Source organism: Halobacillus sp. Nhm2S1 (genome assembly GCF_019599545.1).
Taxonomy (GTDB): domain Bacteria; phylum Bacillota; class Bacilli; order Bacillales; family Halobacillaceae; genus Halobacillus.
The window spans coordinates 760,343-776,214 of the sequence record NZ_JAIEZV010000001.1; the positions used below are offsets into that span (position 1 = coordinate 760,343).

A 15,872-nucleotide genomic window follows, 5' to 3' on the forward strand; every position below is an offset into this window, starting at 1 on the left:
TTTTCACCTACTTTTTCTTGCGACGGTACAAATCCAGTGATTTATATCCCTTCGATAAAACCTCGATCATCTGATTTGTTCGTTTGTCTCGGGTCGACTGCTGTTTTGCTGAAAAAATCTGCCGTGCCCAATCCCGTTTATACCCCGGTGTCAAGCTTCTATAAAATTCCTGTTCGGCCGGATGATCCTCTAATAACTGATCAACTTCCTCTACTTTGTCTTCATAGTCTGCCACACACTGACTGGCCGGAGTGGTTTTCTGCGCTTTTTTCTTCTCCCGCTTCATACCGATCACTGTGAATACTTCATCCATACTGACCATACGTGAAAACTTGATGTCGCTATCTTCAATATACTTATCTTCTCCGATCCTTAATGCCGGAAACATGTCATCCCTGTGTATGTACGTATCATAACGTGTATTTCCTTTTTTAGGATAGGCAAAGAAAATATACCCTTGTTCCGTTAACACTTCCTTACGTTGTAAAAACGTTTGTAAGTTTGTTTTCATATCCTCCAGGTTCTTTACAAAAATGAAAACCGCATCGTGGTGCTCGGATAGAGTTGACGATTCCTCATCAAATAAATCATAGTCTTCCGGCTGGTGAAGCACTGCTAGATTCTTATATTTACTTAACTTTAACTTGTCCTTGATCGTTGCCATGATCAACTCCTCCTCTTAAGGTCAATCCTAAGTATGATACTAAAATAATATAGCAGAATTGCTTTGGTCGATCGTTATTTCTTCGTATTCATAAACCGAAGCTCATTTCCATCTGGATCGCTGATTCTTAACATACGTATGCCTTCGATCATTTCGTACGGAGGATTTATTTCAAGTTTTTCCTGCGGTAATGTCTCATAAAAATGATCGACATCATCGACGAGGAAATGAACCAAACCTCCTGACTGGCAATCCCCTTCATGCCCGGTCAAGTATAGCAGGTAATCTCCCTTTGAGATTTGCATAAATACGGGAAAACCAGGTTCAAAACGGTGCTCCCAGTCCACTCGAAATCCGAGAGCATCTATATAAAAAGCCTGACTCTTTTCCTCACTTGAGATTTTCAACGTCGGAATTACCTTCTGCATTCGCTCTCCCCCTCCGATTACAAGACGATCATCTTTCTATTATAAAGAATATTCTTAAAAAAATAACAGGTTTATGCCGTGGATTTGGCAGTTGATCAGCTTTTTTCCTCGATGGAAGCATGGGACTAAGATTCCCTTTTCTTGTGCGTGGTGTTCACTACTTGCGCGCGGTCCTTGATTCTCACGCGCCGTTCTCGGGGGACACAACTCCATGCATACAACACCCCTCACACCGTAAGCCGCTACACATCATCCCCTCCACACATGAATAGGATAGGTACAAGGACAGTTGCGTCACTTCGCAAAGGAGGAACCGTATGATCCAGGTATCCGGGATGCCGTTTCAACCAAGTGATTCGTGGAAAGCCGATCCAACAGAAATGACAATTATAGAAGCTTTACAGAAGACTCCGAATGTCTACTCTTTTTCCTCAGAAAAGGAGCTTTTATTTGAAGTGAAGAGCAGAAAAAACATCATCGCCAGTGCAAAAGAGATGGATGAAGGGGAATCCACCTTTGCTACTTTCCGAACAGCCCGCTGCAATCCTGACTATTGGCAGTTGACGACAGCTGGCGGGTTCTTATTAAAACGTCAGGTCTCTCCCGCTGATGCCATCCGAGATATCTTCACCAATAGTGATTTGTATAAATTCGAATGTGCGACTGCTTGTGTGATCAACTTTTATCATGGGCTCCTGAAAACGATGGGCGCCTCTTCTTTCAGCACTCTTTTTCCGAACCTCTACTTATACAGCTGGCATACCGATGATGACATGGGTTTGTATTCTTTTTTTGCCAATCATTATATTCCCGGAGATGTGGTGTATTTCAACAATCCTGATGTGAATCCAACGACACCTTGGTTCAGAGGCGTCAATGCGATCGCCATCGGAAATGATGAGTTTTTCGGCCACGGATTCAGCATCCGGACGGAAGACAAGATGATTGAAGGTCTCAATACAAAAAGAAAACCCGACAGCCAGCAGTCCTCTTATTTATCCGGCTTGATCACCCGCCCATCGTTCCAGCCGTTAGCCAGATTTTCCACAGGGCGTACGATTCATAAAACGCGTCCATTTGTTGTCCACCACAATAAAACTTCCGTCTCTTTCAGGCAGTACCTGTACGAGCTGAGTTATAAGCCTAACCATCGAAGGCTCCTGTTTTGAGCACCCGTGACATGCACCCATTTTTAAGGTTGACGGGCTCAACTTTCCGCTAGGCGAGTACAATATAGTGACAAAGAAACAAAACGAAAGGGATGTTTTCACATGGAAAATGTTAATGCTCCGTACACGATGGGTGCAAACGTGAACGCGCCATATATGGGTGCAAATATGCCTCACATGCCGGTTGCTCCATACCACTGCCGTCCACGTCGAAACAATTTTGTTTTGATTGTGGTATTGTTCATTCTTTTGATCATTGTCGGCTGCAGCATCAAGTGGTAGACCACTACTAAAATCGTCCGTCAGGGAAACTCCCTATGGACACAGAGAAAAACTAAAAAAGGACGATGGCTCCTCATGAGCTATCGTCCTTTTTATATCGTCTTACTTCATATATTTGTATTCCATCAAACTGTTCAAGATGTAAATCTCCTGCAGCAGTTCTTCGCCGACGTTCGTCTCCAGAACCTTCTTCCTCTCAAGCTCTTTATCTACCAATCGCTTCACAGATAAAACATCCGTTCCATCCCGCAGAACCTCTTCCTTCGAGTTGAAGCGTTTATGGGCGACAAGCTGCATGCCGAAAGAGTTATACAATAAGGTGTACCCGGCAATCCCAGTCGTCGACTGATAGGCTTTTGAAAAACCTCCATCGATGACGACCATCTTTCCGCCTGCTTTGATCGGGTTTTCCCCCTCAATCTCTTTGACAGGTGTATGGCCATTGATGATATGGCCCTGGTCTGGATTCAAGTCGAATTCAGCAAGGATCTTCCGGCAGACCTCCTCATCTTCCCGCAGATAATAGTAAGGATTTTTCCTCTCTTTATGGGTAGCTTTATCAGAAATGAAGTAACGCTCGAATGTAGTCATTTCCCTTTTTCCGAACAGGGAGGAGTACTGCCCCGTCCATAAATACCAGACCATATCGGTCGCGAGGTCATCCGTTTCTTTTGGATTCGCAAACGAATGGCGCAGATAATGCTCAAAAATATCAAGCAGCTCCCGCCCGGCATAGGACTTGTCTTCGATCGTCATCTTCTCCATATTTCCTTCTTCATCGACCGGGATGCAACCGTGAATCAACAAGTTGCCATTATATTTCAAGTAAAGGCTGCCCTTTTTAACGAGGAACTTCATGTGTCTGGCAAGCTTCTCCGAATGCTGGATGGAAAACAACAGCTTCTCGATCACCTGCTCTTCTTCCTCCAGGAGACGGTTCGGATCTTCTGGATCGATCGTTGAAAAGCAAGGATTCACAAGCGGATACGTGTTTCCGTGGAGGGTGATTTCCTCCCGGTCATAATCCACTTTTTCAAGCAGTAACCGCTCAGACATGTTGAAATAAGGTCGTCTTTTAATAATCGAACTCTCCAGCTTGAACTGAATCATCGCAATCGCCTGATGCATTTTTGTAATCTGCAGCTGCTCATGGTCCGATGGTTTATCATCGGTATGAATTTTAGGTCTAAACGCTGCATGATCGCCATAATATTTTTCGGCAAGGTTGAGCAGCGGTCGTAAGTTGATGCCATACGCATCTTCAATGATTTCCAGATTGTTATAGCGGGCGCAGATGCGAAGGATGTTGGCTAGACACACCTTTGATCCGGCAAAAGCACCGATCCATAAGACATCATGGTTGCCCCACTGAATATCAACCGACGGATAATGAATGAGGGTTTCCATGATTTTATCCGGTTCCGGTCCCCGGTCGTAAATATCGCCAACAACATGAAGGTGGTCTACCACTAGTTTTTGTGTAGCATAAGCAAGACCACTGATCAGCTTGTCCGCCTGGCCGAGGGAAATGACCTGCTGAACGATTTTTTTATAGTACGATTCTTTATTTGTAATGTCATCCGTCTTGTAGAGCAGTTCTTCTATGATATAAACGAATTGCGTCGGCAGAGCCTTACGCAGTTTCGAACGTGTGTATTTGGAAGAAGCATAGGAAATGAGCTTGATCATACGGTCGATCGTACACGTGTACCACATTTCCAGCTCTTCGTTATTGTCAAAACCGTTCTTGATGAGCTTGATTTTTTCTTCCGGGTAAAACACGAGTGTCGCGAATTCATCCAGTTCCTTTCCAGACATCTCCTCTTCAAAAAGATCCCTGATTTTCTCTTTGACCCTCCCTGATCCGTTCCTCAGAACATGTTGGAACGCCTGGTATTCCCCATGAAGGTCACTGACAAAATGCTCGGTTCCTTTTGGCAGGTTAAGGATCGCTTTCAGATTGATAATTTCTGTAACGACTTTTTCTTCGCTGTCGTACTTTTGAGCAAGTAGGTCTAAGTATTTTGTATTCAAGGTTATGTATCCCCTTTCAAAATTCACCATGAGATCATTTTTTTAAAGACGAACTCTTTGACAAGCCTTGCTATTCTCTTAATTATTTCAAAGGATCCTGTCTAAAACAATACTCTTTGATAAAAAAAGGGATTCTCCGTTCAGAGAATCTCTCTATCGAAAGTTAGCCTAATACAAAACAAACCTCGAGCTTCACACTGGTTCATCAAAAACACAATCTGACTCAGAAAGCACCATTTTCATTCGGTGAATCTTCCGGAAGCGGTTGACCGATATCCCACAACTCTATGATTTTCCCTTCTTCAAACCGCATCATATGGACAACGGCAACACCATTGTCTTCCTGGTGTTGTTTAATATGAGAATGGACGACCACGATCCTTTCTTCTTCCATTGCACGATGGACTTCGAGTGTCTTCTGAGGGTTCCTGGATGCATCCTCTTCCATTGCACTCATGAGAGAATCTTTATCTCCTCGGAAGTAAGGGTTGTGATGGGAAAAATCAGGATGGATGTACTTTTGATACGCTCCCCTCACCTCTCCACCTGCCACTTGCTTTAGAAAAGATACGGCTCTTTCTTTGTTGGAAGCTGCCGTAGTGTTCTGTTCTGAACTCATAGGTAAACACCCTTTCATCAATGATTTGGTTATGTATCTTTCAATTATTTCAAACACTTTCCAAATACTCAAGATTCATGAAAAAAGCGTAACCCTTTGAAAGGGTTACGCTTTTCGTATGATTTGATTCTAATCTAAAAGGGGGCGGTTACACCCTTTTGGCGATTTAGGAAAGGATGTTCACAACCGTTCTACCTCTTACTTTTCCTTGTAAAATATCAGACAAAGTATCAGGAAGTTCTTTTAGAGAAACTTCCTTTTCGATTTCTCCTAAGTCATCCGGCTTCAAGTCCGTAGCCATACGCGTCCATAGTTTCTCTCTCAAGTCTTTAGGGCAGTAAACGGAATCAATGCCGAGCAGATTCACTCCTCTAAGGATGAAAGGGAACACTGTTGTCGGCACTTCCACCCCGGCAGTCAAACCACTTACAGCAACGGCACCACCATATTTCGTATTGCTCAGGACAGAGGCCAGTGTTTTTCCTCCCACGGGATCGACCACACCTGCCCACTTCTGCTTACCGATCGGGCGGATCTTCTCCGGGGTCACTTCTTCCCGGGAAATGATTTCTTTTGCGCCTAATGTTTTCAAATACTCATGTTCCGATTCTTTTCCTGTGCTAGCCGTCACATGATACCCACGTTTAGCGAGCATGGAAACAGCCATACTGCCGACACCACCGGTAGCACCTGTCACAAGAATCGTTCCGTCTTCGGGTTTGATGCCACTTTCTTCAAGACGATGGACAGAGAGCGCGGCCGTGAAGCCTGCTGTACCGAAAGCCATCGCTTCTTTCAACGTCATATTCTCCGGCAATGGCACGACCCAGTCGCCAGGGACGCGTGCATATTCACTGTACCCACCATAGTGGGAAACGCCTAATTCATAGCTGGTGACGACAACCTCGTCCCCTTCCTGATAGCGGTCATCGTCAGACGAGACGACAGTCCCCGCAAGGTCGATACCCGGGACGAAAGGATAGGACTGAACGATTTTGCCGTTCGGAATACTTGCCAACCCATCTTTATAGTTGACGCTGGAATAGTGGACTTGAATCGTCACATCCCCTTCCGGCAGATCTTCCAAAGTCAACGATTCTACATTCACTGAAAAATCTTCCTCTGTTTTGTTCACGACAAGTGCATTGAATTCTTTTGTCATCCGTTCATTTCCCCTTTCTGCTTCCTCATTTACTAGTTTATAAATCTATCATAGACCATTTTATACTGACTGGTCAATTTATTTTGACCAGTCAGTATAAAAGATTCGAATATCCTCTCTTTTTCTTGTATAATAAACAGAGCATCCAATGGAGGTTATATTAGATAATGGCAAAAAAAGCAGAACAGAGACGCAAACAGATATTAAAAGCTGCCTTCCAAGCCGCAACCGAAAAAGGCTATGAATCCGTCACCTTACAAGATATCGCCGATTATGCCGATGTCAGCAAAGGGGTCACGAATTATTACTTTAAAAATAAATCCGATGTGTTCACGCAATTGTTTGAATGGATCACGACACGCATCTATGAAAAAGAAGCCGCATCCATCAGTGAACAGGAAACGGCTATAGGGAAGCTTGAAGCTTACATCGACCGCGTGTTCATCAGTCCAGAAGAAAATAAAAATTTCTACCGTGTGTACCTGGACTTTTTATCCCAAGTGAAAAATAACGTTTCGTATAAAGAGATCAACCAAAAATTCTACGAAAACTGTTGGTCCATCGGCAGGGAGATCATTCATCAAGGACTGGAAGAAGAAATCTTTGAAGTCGATGATGTGGAACAAACAGCAATCAGTATCCGCTGCATGATTGATGGGAGTTTAATTCAATGGCTGATGAGAGATGACGATCAACTGCATGACTATTACCGGACGGCCTGTTACGAGTCCATTCTGAAAATCCTTAAATACAAAAAGTAAAGCGACCGTTATGCGGTCGCTTTTTCAGCTGAGGAGCTTACAAGATAGAATCCCTCTCTTTTTAAACAATATTATCTACTGACATCGCGTCCACGTTTTTCAATCCAGCTGTACACTTCACTCTCAGCAAACTGGTTATGATCTCCTTTTACTGTATGTTTAAGCACAGCAGCAGCTAAACCGAAATTAATTATGTCCGTTGGCTCCACCTTTTTAAAGATTCCGTGAAGAATCCCTGCAGCAAAAGCGTCTCCACCACCAATACGGTCAAGTACATGGAATGCCTGGTGATCAGTGGTATAAAATTTACCATCTTGGTAGTAATAACCTTTAAGTTCTTGCTCCTCTTCTGAATGAATTTTTCGATTCGTTGAAGCAAAAATTGATATATTAAATTCCCGTTCCGCTTTTTCATAGCATGACATCAAATCATGCTCATTAAAATCCTCACTCACCCCTTTATATCCAAGGAGGTACAAGAAATCTTTGTACCCAGCAAAGCAAATATCAACGAAAGGAAGAATCTTCTTAAATGCATGAGACGCATCTGAAGCATTCCATAACTTAGATCTAAAATTACAATCAAAACTAATTGTAATTCCTCGGTTATTCGCTTCTTTCAAGGCTGAGAGCATAAAGCTCAAGGCTTCCTCGTTCAGTGCTGGTGTAATCCCGGATACATGAAGGCCATCGACCTCAGAAAAAACACTTTCCCAGTCATGCTCTAGCTTTACGAAATCAAGAAAAGATGTTCCTTTCCTATCGTAAATCACATTAGCTCCCCGAACAGAGTATCCAGGTTCGTGATAGTAAATACCAACTCGATCTCCACAATCAACTATAAATCGAGTATCAACATCGTTAGTTTTTAAGAATGTCTTTACAGCTTGACCGGTTTCGTGAGAAGGAACACCCGTGTACACTCTAACCTCATGTCCATAATTCGCAAGCGATACAGCAACGTTTACTTCCGCTCCACCTATAAAACGTTGAAAAATTTCTGAATCTGCTAACCTCTTACCATTTGTTGAACTCAATCTAAATAGAACTTCTCCAAGCGTTACTACTGTACTCAAGCTATGACCTCCCGCTTTAGTAACTCCACAAATTCAGCGGCGTTTCTCTTGACACCTTGGTAATCACCTTCAGTAGCCGGTCTAGTGATTTCACCACCCACACCAATCATACATGCTCCAGCAGAAAGCCAATCTGGTAGATTATTCAAGGTTATTCCTCCTGTTGGCATAAGATCTACCTGTGGAAGCGGTCCTTTTACTGCTTTAATAAAAGATGGTTCATATACTTGACCAGGGAATAGCTTAATTACATCTGCTCCAGACTGAAGGGCTTCTGTCATTTCGTTTACTGTCATACATCCTGGCAAGTAAGGGATTTTGTACAGATTACAAATATTAGCCGTTTCGTGGTCAAAGGCAGGGCTTACAATAAATTTTGCACCAGAAAGAATAGCAATTCTGGCTGTATGCGCGTCTAGAATAGTTCCAGCCCCAATGAGTGCTTCGTCCTTATCAGCAAGATTCTTAATTACATCTGCTGCACCAGGAACTGTAAATGTTATTTCTATCGTTTTGATTCCACCATCTATACAAGCTTCAGCCGTTTTCATTGCCTCATAGACTGTTTCACCTCTTACAACGACTGTTAACTTGTCATCAATCATTCTCTGTAACGTATTATATTTCTGCATCTAACCACCCCTCCTATACACCTGAATAAGCTGAAAAGCCACCGTCAATAGGTACCACAACACCATTCACAAATCCAGACGACTGTTGATGAACAAGCCATAGCATAGTTCCAACCAATTCATCTGCTTGTCCAAACCGTTCCATTGGTGTCTGGGATATAATTTTTTCCGCCCGTTCACTGTATGATCCATCCTCATTTAATAAAAGATTCTCATTTTGCTGAGTCAAAAAGAAACCTGGAGCAATCGCATTTACTCGAATGCCTACTTTAGAAAAATATACAGCGAGCCACTGTGTTAAATTAGAAATCGCTGCTTTTGCCCCACTATAGGCAGGAATTTTCGTAAGCGGCGTATAAGCATTCATTGAAGAGATATTGATAACGGTTGCACCTTTTCGATCAACCATTTCCTCTGCAAATACTTGTGTAGGTAGAATCGTCCCAAGATAATTCAAATCGAATAACCGAGAGATGACACTAGCATCAAGATTGAAAAAGTTTCTCTCATCAAATGAGGAAGGAGCAGAGAAATATTCTTGTCCCGTTGTTGCCTCCGGATGGTTACCACCTGCGCCGTTAACTAAAATATCACATGCGCCAAACGCTTCCTTCACTTGATTTCTGGCATTTATTAAGTCTTCCTTATTTAGAACATCCACACTGATCCCGATTGCTTCTGCTCCACCTTTCTTTATTTGAGAAACAACTGTATTAATCTTCTCCTGATTCCTTGCAAGTATGGCTACCTTAGCACCACATACTGCTAAAGCTTTAGCCATAACAGATCCAAGTACACCACTCCCTCCAGTGACGACAGCTACCTTATTCTTTAAATCAATTTGAAATGGAAGGTTCATATGAATTCTCCTTTTCTCGCAGTTCTGTAGGTATCAATGATGCCATTCAAGTAGGTGGCACCAAGTGCTCGATCGTACAATCCATATCCTGGTCGGCCTTCTTCACCCCAAATCATTCTTCCATGATCCGGACGAATTGGTCCATTATATCCAATTTCTATCAGCTTTTTAATGACCTCGACCATTGGGAGAGATCCATCGTGAATAGAGTGAGATGTTTCTTGGAAGCTTTTCGTTCCCGTCCATTTCACATTCCGAGCATGAACAAAATGAATACGATCTTTTGCAACATCGATGATTTGCAGCAAATCATTTTCATGTAGGGCACCAAATGAACCTGTACAAAAGGTTATGCCGTTTGATGTTGAATCAACTGCTCTCAACATCTTCTCTACATTGTATTTATTAGTCACAACTCTTGGAAGTCCAAAAACTGACCATGGTGGATCATCCGGGTGTATAGCCATCAGTACACTTTCTTCTTCAGCAACCGGAATAATCTTTTCTAGAAAATATATAAGGTTATCCAATAAATTTTCTTCTGATACCCCCTTGTATGTTTCCAATATCCCCTTTAATTGCTCTGTTTGATAAGAAAGGTCCCAGCCTGGTAGAGTAAGCTCACCACTAATTGGATCAAGCTTCTCCAGTGTAGCTTCATCATAAGAAAGGGAATGAGATCCATCAGGAAGAGGTGTATCTAGCGATGTCCTTGTCCAATCGAAAACTGGCATAAAGTTGTAGCAAACCGTTTTAACACCTGCACTCGAAAGGTTTCTAAGCGTCTCTATATAGTTTTCAATATAAGTGTCTCTAGATGGCAAACCAAGCTTGATGTCTTCATGAACTGGAACACTTTCTATAACACTGAGTTTTAAACCAGCCTTTTCTATGGAATCTTTTAATGCTATGATCTTCTCTTTCGGCCAAACTTCTCCAGCTGGAATATCATAAATGGCAGAGACAATACCTTTCATACCAGGTATCTGACGAACATGCTCTAGTCGCACTGGATCGTCATTTCCATACCAGCGAAAACTCATCTCCATTTACTTAACACCTACCCTTGAAAGCCCAAAGTAGTTACGAGCATTGAAATAAGAAATCTCTTGGACATATTCTCCTAACAATTCAACATCATCAGGGACCAAACCGCGCTTACTCCAATCACCGAGAATATTACATAAAATCCGACGGAAGTATTCATGTCTGGAAAACGATAGAAACGATCTAGAGTCTGTAAGCATACCGATAAAATTCTTTAAAGAACCAACATTAGCTAGAAGTTTCATTTGCTCTTCCATTCCATCAATATGATCGTTAAACCACCAGGCCGTTCCAAACTGAACCTTCCCCGGAAATTCTGCACTCTGAAAGTTACCTGCCATTGTGGAAATAATATAATTGTCTCGAGGATTTAGTCCATAAAGCACAGTCTTAGGTAATAAATCCTCTTGCTCAAGTGTATCCATAAAATTTGAGAGTGGCTCTGCTAATTTCGAGTCTCCAATTGAGTCAAAACCGCTATCTGGCCCAATCTTCTTGAACAATTTTGTGTTATTGTTTCGTAATGGACCAATATGGAGCTGCATCACCCAGTTTTTCTCCGAATACTTTTTGGCTAATTTTAACAATGTGTACGTTTTGAATTGATCAACATCAATTGATGACAGTTTCTTACCATCTAAACGACTCGAAAAGATACTACGAACTTCCTCTAAAGAAGACTTTTCACAAAACATCTCTTTTAATCCGTGATCCGAGGCGCGGCACCCAAGCTCATCGAAAAGATCGATACGCTCGTACAACGCCTCAAGAAAATCATCATAAGTAGAGATTGTTTGATTAGTAACCTTAGCTAATTTTGCAATCCATGATACAAAATGGTCTCCTTCAATGTGCAGTCCTTTATCTGGTCTAAAAGATGGTGCTACTTTATATGGAGCTTCTAAATCTTGAAGATCCATATGATCCTGTAGATTGTCTGTTGGGTCATCTGTAGTACCAATGAATTCAACATTGTTCATTTCTAAAAGAGTTTCAGCTGACATCTTTTCCAATTTTTTATTCCCTTGTTGCCAAATCGTTTCGGCTGTTTCTTCATTCAATAAGAGCTCTATATCAAAAAAGCGTTTCAGCTCAAGATGAACCCAGTGATAAAGTGGATTTCCAAGAAGCTGGGGCACAACGCCTGCCCAGGCAAGAAACTTTTCCTTATCCCCAGCATCTCCTGTAATATATTTCTCTTCCACTCCACATGCTCTCATTGCTCGCCACTTGTAATGATCCCCTTCGAGCCAGATTTCCGTCATGTTTGAAAAAGATCGATCATGCAGAATCTCTTCAGGCTGTAAATGGTTATGGTAATCGATAATCGGTAAGGCTTTTGCGTAATTGTGGTATAGTCTTTTTGCCATTTCCGATTCTAATAAAAAGTCCTCTGTCATAAATGTCGCCATGCTGGTCACTCCCTTCATACAATTATTTGTTGGTTATATGAATGTTTCCCCCACTAAAGGGTTCGTTGTTTACTGTAATCGAACGCTTTTCTGATTTCGGAAAGTGTAAATTGATTGTTTCATAAGGTAACTCATAAGAACCGCTGGTGGAAATTTTGATGGAAACAGCTTCTTCTGTAGTCTCCATTTCTACCTTAATTGTTGAGGTGATGTCTCTCTCGTAGTCCATACTAATCCCATCATCTTCAGTAAAGGTATGGTAGGACTCCCCTTCTCCTTTAGTCGGAAAAATCAATAACCCTCTGCTTTCTTCCTTGTTTTCAAAGGATATTTCGCCATCCTGAATTGGGAAGACAGCCCCACCTTTTGCGAACTTAGGAATGACGTTTAATGGCGCATCTACGGTTACGGATTGTCCACCTTCATACCAACGATCACTATTTATGTCGTACCAGCCTTGGGGTTGTTGTGGTAGATAGAGAGTGCGTTTTTTGGCGTGACGGTCCATGACTGATGCAAGCAATAGGTCGCTCCCAACCATCATTTCATCATTTTCCTCAAAGGTTCTTTCATCGTCTTGAAAATGATAAAGCGTTGGTGCAAGCAATGGTTCATATTTATTATGGGCTTTATGAAGAAGGTCATATAAGTAAGGAATCCATCTCACACGCTCCTTCATGAGTTCGCGAATTTCATCAACATGCTCAGGATACATCCACGGAACATTTACGCTTCCGTCTTCATTCCATGAGTGAATCGTAAAACGTGGGTGGAATATTCCATTTTGAATCCAACGTATAAACAACTCGGGTTCCGGCGCTCCACCAGCAAAACCACCCACATCATGACCGAAGTTGTAAACACCAGAAAGGCTTAAACCAAGGCCCATTCGCTGGTTAAAGCGTATTGTCTTCCATTCTGTGAAATTATCGCCAGACCATGTTTGCACATAGCGTTGCATACCCGGTGAGCCAGACCTTGATATTAAGTAAGGTCTTTCGTTTGGATGGTATTCCTTCTGAGCTTCAAACGATGCTTTCATCATAAGTAGTGTCTCGATAGGTTTTATATAGTGGGCAGGAAGACTTTCACCGAATCCGTTCGCCATTGCTTGCTCATCTAAAACCTGGTATTCGTTGTTGTCGTTCCAAGTAGAGTCGATGCCATATCTCATCAATTGCTTCTTCACATTGTCTTTCCACCACTGTATCGTTTCATAATTTGTAAAATCCAGATAAGAACCCAAATCATCCCAATATTGAATAATATCTGGTTCGTCCCCGTGTTTAATGAACATCTCTCTTGTTGCAAGTTCCTCATACATCGGATGACCAGTGAGAAGACACGGCTTGATGTTTGCACTCAAGCGAATATCATGCTCATGAAAATGATTAACCATTTCATTCGGGTTAGGTATTTTTGACGTGTTCCAATTAAAAACATATCGCTTATCTTCAATGGATGTATATCCTGAGGAAAGCTGAAAGGACTCACATGGAATATCGAACTTTTTACAGTTTTCAACAAACTTTTTAAGCTCTTCTTGCGCATTTGGTGCATCCGTATAAGTCATCGTAGACCCAGAATAGCCCAGACTCCACTTCGGCGGGAGAATCATTTTCCCTGTTAACCATGTATGTGTTTTTACAACATCTTTTATTTGTTGACCAGCGATAAAATAGTAATCCAGGTCACCCTTTTTCGCTCGATAAGATCTGAACCGACCATGGTAGTAATCTTTTTCATTTCCTAAGTCGAATTCACTATCATTGTAGTTATCGTACAGGATTCCATAAGCTTTGCCATGGTCGGGATTAAACGTGATATAAAATGGGATGTGTTTATAGAGAGGATCTGTGTTCTCTGCGTCATATCCCATCGCATCTATGGCCTGCATGCGAACCCGTCTATTTGCTTTATTCAAGTCTCCACCTTTTTCACCCAGCCCATAGTAATGATCATTTTCCCCATGGACCATGTAGTGAAAGACATCCGAACCAAGGTTTCCATTTGCATTATAGGCCTGAGTCTGTCGATCCTCTGTAACTTTCACCCACTGACCTTGCTCTTTCACATACCAGGTGATTTTAAAACCTACTAATGAAATTACCGCTTTTAGAGAATTGGTATAGATTGTAACTTCATAGTCATTCTGCTCTACTTCATAGGAGGGAAGTGAAAAAGGCGTTAAATCAAATCGATCTCTACCTTCAAAAGGAATATCAGACATTCCTGGAGCAATACTCCAAGTTTTATCTAATTTAACCTCTTTGTCGTAAGGGATGTACACTCTGAAAATTTGTTCTTCAAGAATGAAAAGCTTGATTTCTTCCATTGATTCACTTTCAAATTTCAAGACATTGTTATGGTGATTTACTAGTTTTATAACATCATTTTTAATCATAATAATCCTCCTTATTTAAGATAAAAGTCCAAATAATCTAGGTAGAGCAAGACTAATCCATGGTACATAAGTAATAATAAGTAACGCCACGATTAAAGCCGCAAACATTTTTGTTAAAGGCTTAAGAACCGATTCAATAGACACTTCTGCAACACTGCAACCTACAAAAAGACAACTTCCTACCGGTGGGGTCATCACTCCAATACTCAGGTTGAAAACGAGCAAAATTCCGAAGTGCACAGGATCCATGCCAAGCCCTATTGCAATAGGAAGAAAAATTGGTGTGAATATGAGTACTGCTGGCGTTAAATCCATGAAAGTACCTACCATCAGTAAAATAAGGTTAATTAAGAGTAAAATAATAATTGGGTTATCAGAAATACTCAGCAGGGCATTACTAATTGCGGTTGGAATGTCTGTGAAAGCCATGACCCAAGACATGATTGAAGAGGCTCCTACAAGAAAGAGCACAATGCCCGTCATCACTACCGTCTCTTTTAAAATTCGAGGGATATCACTCCACTTAATTTGCCGATAGATTGCTGCAAGTATAATAGAGTAAACGACAGCAACTGCGGCCCCCTCCGTTGCAGTGAAAATCCCGGCGACAATTCCTCCAATAACCACTACAACAAGGAGTAAGCTAGGAATGGCATCGATAAAAATTTTAAAGCCTTCGGAGGCCTTTGGTCGCTCAGAGACAGGATAATTCGCTTTCTTTGCCATAAAATAAGCGACAGTCATAATCGATAATCCCATTAATATCCCAGGTAAATAACCCGCTATAAACAATGCAGAAATTGACGTCCCACCGCTCACAAGTGAGTAAAGGATCAGGACACCACTTGGAGGAATAAGTAATCCAGTTGGAGAGGATGCGATATTAACAGCAGCAGAGTACGGTTTATCATACCCTTCTTTTTCTTGAAGAGGCGTCATTACCTTACCGATTGCAGCTGCGGAAGCTACAGCAGAACCTGAAATCGATCCAAATAGCATGTTTCCAAGAACATTTGTATGGGCGAGAGATCCAGGTAATCTTCCACCAATAAGCTTAGCGAGATTAATGAGGCGAATGGCAATACCCCCGTTGTTCATGATACTTCCTGACAAAATGAAGAAAATGACAGCAAGTAAAGCAAAACTATTGATCCCTTGAACCATCTTTTGGGCTGCAGTGAAGACGGCTACATCAAGTGGTACAACTATAAGTGCAGTAATGAAAGAAGATACACCGATTCCAACGGATATAGGAACCCCTATGGCAAGAAGCACAAAAAACAAGGCAAATAATAAAAGTGCTGCCTGAAAAGCTGTATCCAT

At 41.8% G+C, this 15,872-nt stretch carries 15 protein-coding genes; 3 read left to right on the forward strand and 12 right to left on the reverse strand.

Annotated elements, in window-relative coordinates; all coding sequences use genetic code 11:
* Window positions 1–7: 7 nt before the first annotated feature.
* Together K2225_RS03875 and K2225_RS03880 are read right to left on the reverse strand one after the other, a co-directional pair.
* Window positions 8–664, reverse strand: coding sequence for a YdeI/OmpD-associated family protein (locus tag K2225_RS03875; RefSeq protein WP_220583556.1), 657 nt, complete (start codon window positions 662–664; stop codon window positions 8–10).
* A 74-nt stretch (window positions 665–738) separates the two neighbouring features.
* Window positions 739–1,092, reverse strand: coding sequence for a glyoxalase superfamily protein (locus K2225_RS03880; protein WP_220583557.1), 354 nt, complete (start codon window positions 1,090–1,092; stop codon window positions 739–741).
* Window positions 1,093–1,409: 317 nt separating this feature from the next.
* On the opposite strand from K2225_RS03880, the gene K2225_RS03885 reads away from it, so the two are divergent.
* Both K2225_RS03885 and K2225_RS19985 read left to right on the forward strand, forming a co-directional pair.
* Window positions 1,410–2,261, forward strand: coding sequence for a protein-glutamine gamma-glutamyltransferase (locus K2225_RS03885; protein ID WP_220583558.1), 852 nt, complete (start codon window positions 1,410–1,412; stop codon window positions 2,259–2,261).
* Window positions 2,262–2,363: 102 nt separating this feature from the next.
* Window positions 2,364–2,543: a YjcZ family sporulation protein gene (locus K2225_RS19985; RefSeq protein ID WP_255574173.1), complete on the forward strand. Its 180-nt coding sequence runs from the start codon at window positions 2,364–2,366 to the stop codon at window positions 2,541–2,543.
* A 102-nt stretch (window positions 2,544–2,645) separates the two neighbouring features.
* On the opposite strand, the gene K2225_RS03895 is transcribed toward K2225_RS19985, so the two are convergent.
* From K2225_RS03895 to K2225_RS03905, 3 genes are all read right to left on the reverse strand, one after another.
* Complete coding sequence (locus K2225_RS03895; protein WP_220583559.1) at window positions 2,646–4,577, reverse strand: fructose-1,6-bisphosphatase; 1,932 nt, start codon at window positions 4,575–4,577, stop codon at window positions 2,646–2,648.
* Between the two features lie 223 nt (window positions 4,578–4,800).
* Window positions 4,801–5,196: a nuclear transport factor 2 family protein gene (locus K2225_RS03900; RefSeq protein WP_220583560.1), complete on the reverse strand. Its 396-nt coding sequence runs from the start codon at window positions 5,194–5,196 to the stop codon at window positions 4,801–4,803.
* A 166-nt stretch (window positions 5,197–5,362) separates the two neighbouring features.
* The gene (locus K2225_RS03905; RefSeq protein ID WP_220583561.1) at window positions 5,363–6,358 is read right to left on the reverse strand and encodes an NADPH:quinone oxidoreductase family protein; all 996 of its coding nucleotides are present in this window, start codon (window positions 6,356–6,358) and stop codon (window positions 5,363–5,365) included.
* A 167-nt stretch (window positions 6,359–6,525) separates the two neighbouring features.
* On the opposite strand from K2225_RS03905, the gene K2225_RS03910 reads away from it, so the two are divergent.
* Window positions 6,526–7,119: a TetR/AcrR family transcriptional regulator gene (locus K2225_RS03910; RefSeq protein ID WP_220583562.1), complete on the forward strand. Its 594-nt coding sequence runs from the start codon at window positions 6,526–6,528 to the stop codon at window positions 7,117–7,119.
* 71 nt (window positions 7,120–7,190) lie between these two features.
* On the opposite strand, the gene K2225_RS03915 is transcribed toward K2225_RS03910, so the two are convergent.
* The 7 genes from K2225_RS03915 to K2225_RS03945 are packed head-to-tail and all read right to left on the reverse strand — an operon-like array spanning window position 7,191 to window position 15,872.
* Window positions 7,191–8,195, reverse strand: coding sequence for a sugar kinase (locus tag K2225_RS03915; RefSeq protein WP_220583563.1), 1,005 nt, complete (start codon window positions 8,193–8,195; stop codon window positions 7,191–7,193).
* Window positions 8,192–8,827 carry a bifunctional 2-keto-4-hydroxyglutarate aldolase/2-keto-3-deoxy-6-phosphogluconate aldolase gene (locus K2225_RS03920; RefSeq protein WP_220583564.1) on the reverse strand — a complete coding sequence of 212 codons (636 nt, stop codon included), beginning with the start codon at window positions 8,825–8,827 and terminating at the stop codon, window positions 8,192–8,194. Before K2225_RS03920 ends, K2225_RS03915 begins: the two co-directional genes overlap by 4 nt.
* Before the next feature lie 13 nt (window positions 8,828–8,840).
* Entirely contained in the window at window positions 8,841–9,686 is an 846-nt protein-coding gene (locus tag K2225_RS03925; protein ID WP_220583565.1) for an SDR family oxidoreductase, read from the reverse strand.
* Window positions 9,683–10,735: a mannonate dehydratase gene (uxuA, locus tag K2225_RS03930; RefSeq protein ID WP_220583566.1), complete on the reverse strand. Its 1,053-nt coding sequence runs from the start codon at window positions 10,733–10,735 to the stop codon at window positions 9,683–9,685. The genes K2225_RS03925 and uxuA overlap by 4 nt, the downstream gene beginning before the upstream one ends.
* Window positions 10,736–12,145, reverse strand: a complete 1,410-nt coding sequence (uxaC, locus tag K2225_RS03935; RefSeq protein ID WP_220583567.1) for a glucuronate isomerase — start codon at window positions 12,143–12,145, stop codon at window positions 10,736–10,738.
* 22 nt (window positions 12,146–12,167) lie between these two features.
* Window positions 12,168–14,549, reverse strand: a complete 2,382-nt coding sequence (locus K2225_RS03940) for a glycoside hydrolase family 31 protein (protein WP_220583568.1) — start codon at window positions 14,547–14,549, stop codon at window positions 12,168–12,170.
* A 15-nt stretch (window positions 14,550–14,564) separates the two neighbouring features.
* Window positions 14,565–15,872 (reverse strand): TRAP transporter large permease, encoded by a 1,308-nt coding sequence (locus K2225_RS03945; RefSeq protein ID WP_220583569.1) that lies wholly within the window; start codon window positions 15,870–15,872, stop codon window positions 14,565–14,567.

Bases quoted from the DNA above. Each gene is read 5' to 3' on its own strand.
- K2225_RS03905 (WP_220583561.1), bottom strand. From the start codon at position 6,358: ATGACAAAAGAATTCAATGCACTTGTCGTGAACAAAACAGAGGAAGAT.
- K2225_RS03885 (WP_220583558.1), top strand. From the start codon at position 1,410: ATGATCCAGGTATCCGGGATGCCGTTTCAACCAAGTGATTCGTGGAAA.
- K2225_RS19985 (WP_255574173.1), top strand. From the start codon at position 2,364: ATGGAAAATGTTAATGCTCCGTACACGATGGGTGCAAACGTGAACGCG.
- K2225_RS03900 (WP_220583560.1), bottom strand. From the start codon at position 5,196: ATGAGTTCAGAACAGAACACTACGGCAGCTTCCAACAAAGAAAGAGCC.
- K2225_RS03875 (WP_220583556.1), bottom strand. From the start codon at position 664: ATGGCAACGATCAAGGACAAGTTAAAGTTAAGTAAATATAAGAATCTA.
- K2225_RS03920 (WP_220583564.1), bottom strand. From the start codon at position 8,827: ATGCAGAAATATAATACGTTACAGAGAATGATTGATGACAAGTTAACA.
- K2225_RS03925 (WP_220583565.1), bottom strand. From the start codon at position 9,686: ATGAACCTTCCATTTCAAATTGATTTAAAGAATAAGGTAGCTGTCGTC.
- K2225_RS03910 (WP_220583562.1), top strand. From the start codon at position 6,526: ATGGCAAAAAAAGCAGAACAGAGACGCAAACAGATATTAAAAGCTGCC.
- K2225_RS03940 (WP_220583568.1), bottom strand. From the start codon at position 14,549: ATGATTAAAAATGATGTTATAAAACTAGTAAATCACCATAACAATGTC.
- K2225_RS03945 (WP_220583569.1), bottom strand. From the start codon at position 15,872: ATGGATACAGCTTTTCAGGCAGCACTTTTATTATTTGCCTTGTTTTTT.
- uxaC (WP_220583567.1), bottom strand. From the start codon at position 12,145: ATGGCGACATTTATGACAGAGGACTTTTTATTAGAATCGGAAATGGCA.
- uxuA (WP_220583566.1), bottom strand. From the start codon at position 10,735: ATGGAGATGAGTTTTCGCTGGTATGGAAATGACGATCCAGTGCGACTA.
- K2225_RS03880 (WP_220583557.1), bottom strand. From the start codon at position 1,092: ATGCAGAAGGTAATTCCGACGTTGAAAATCTCAAGTGAGGAAAAGAGT.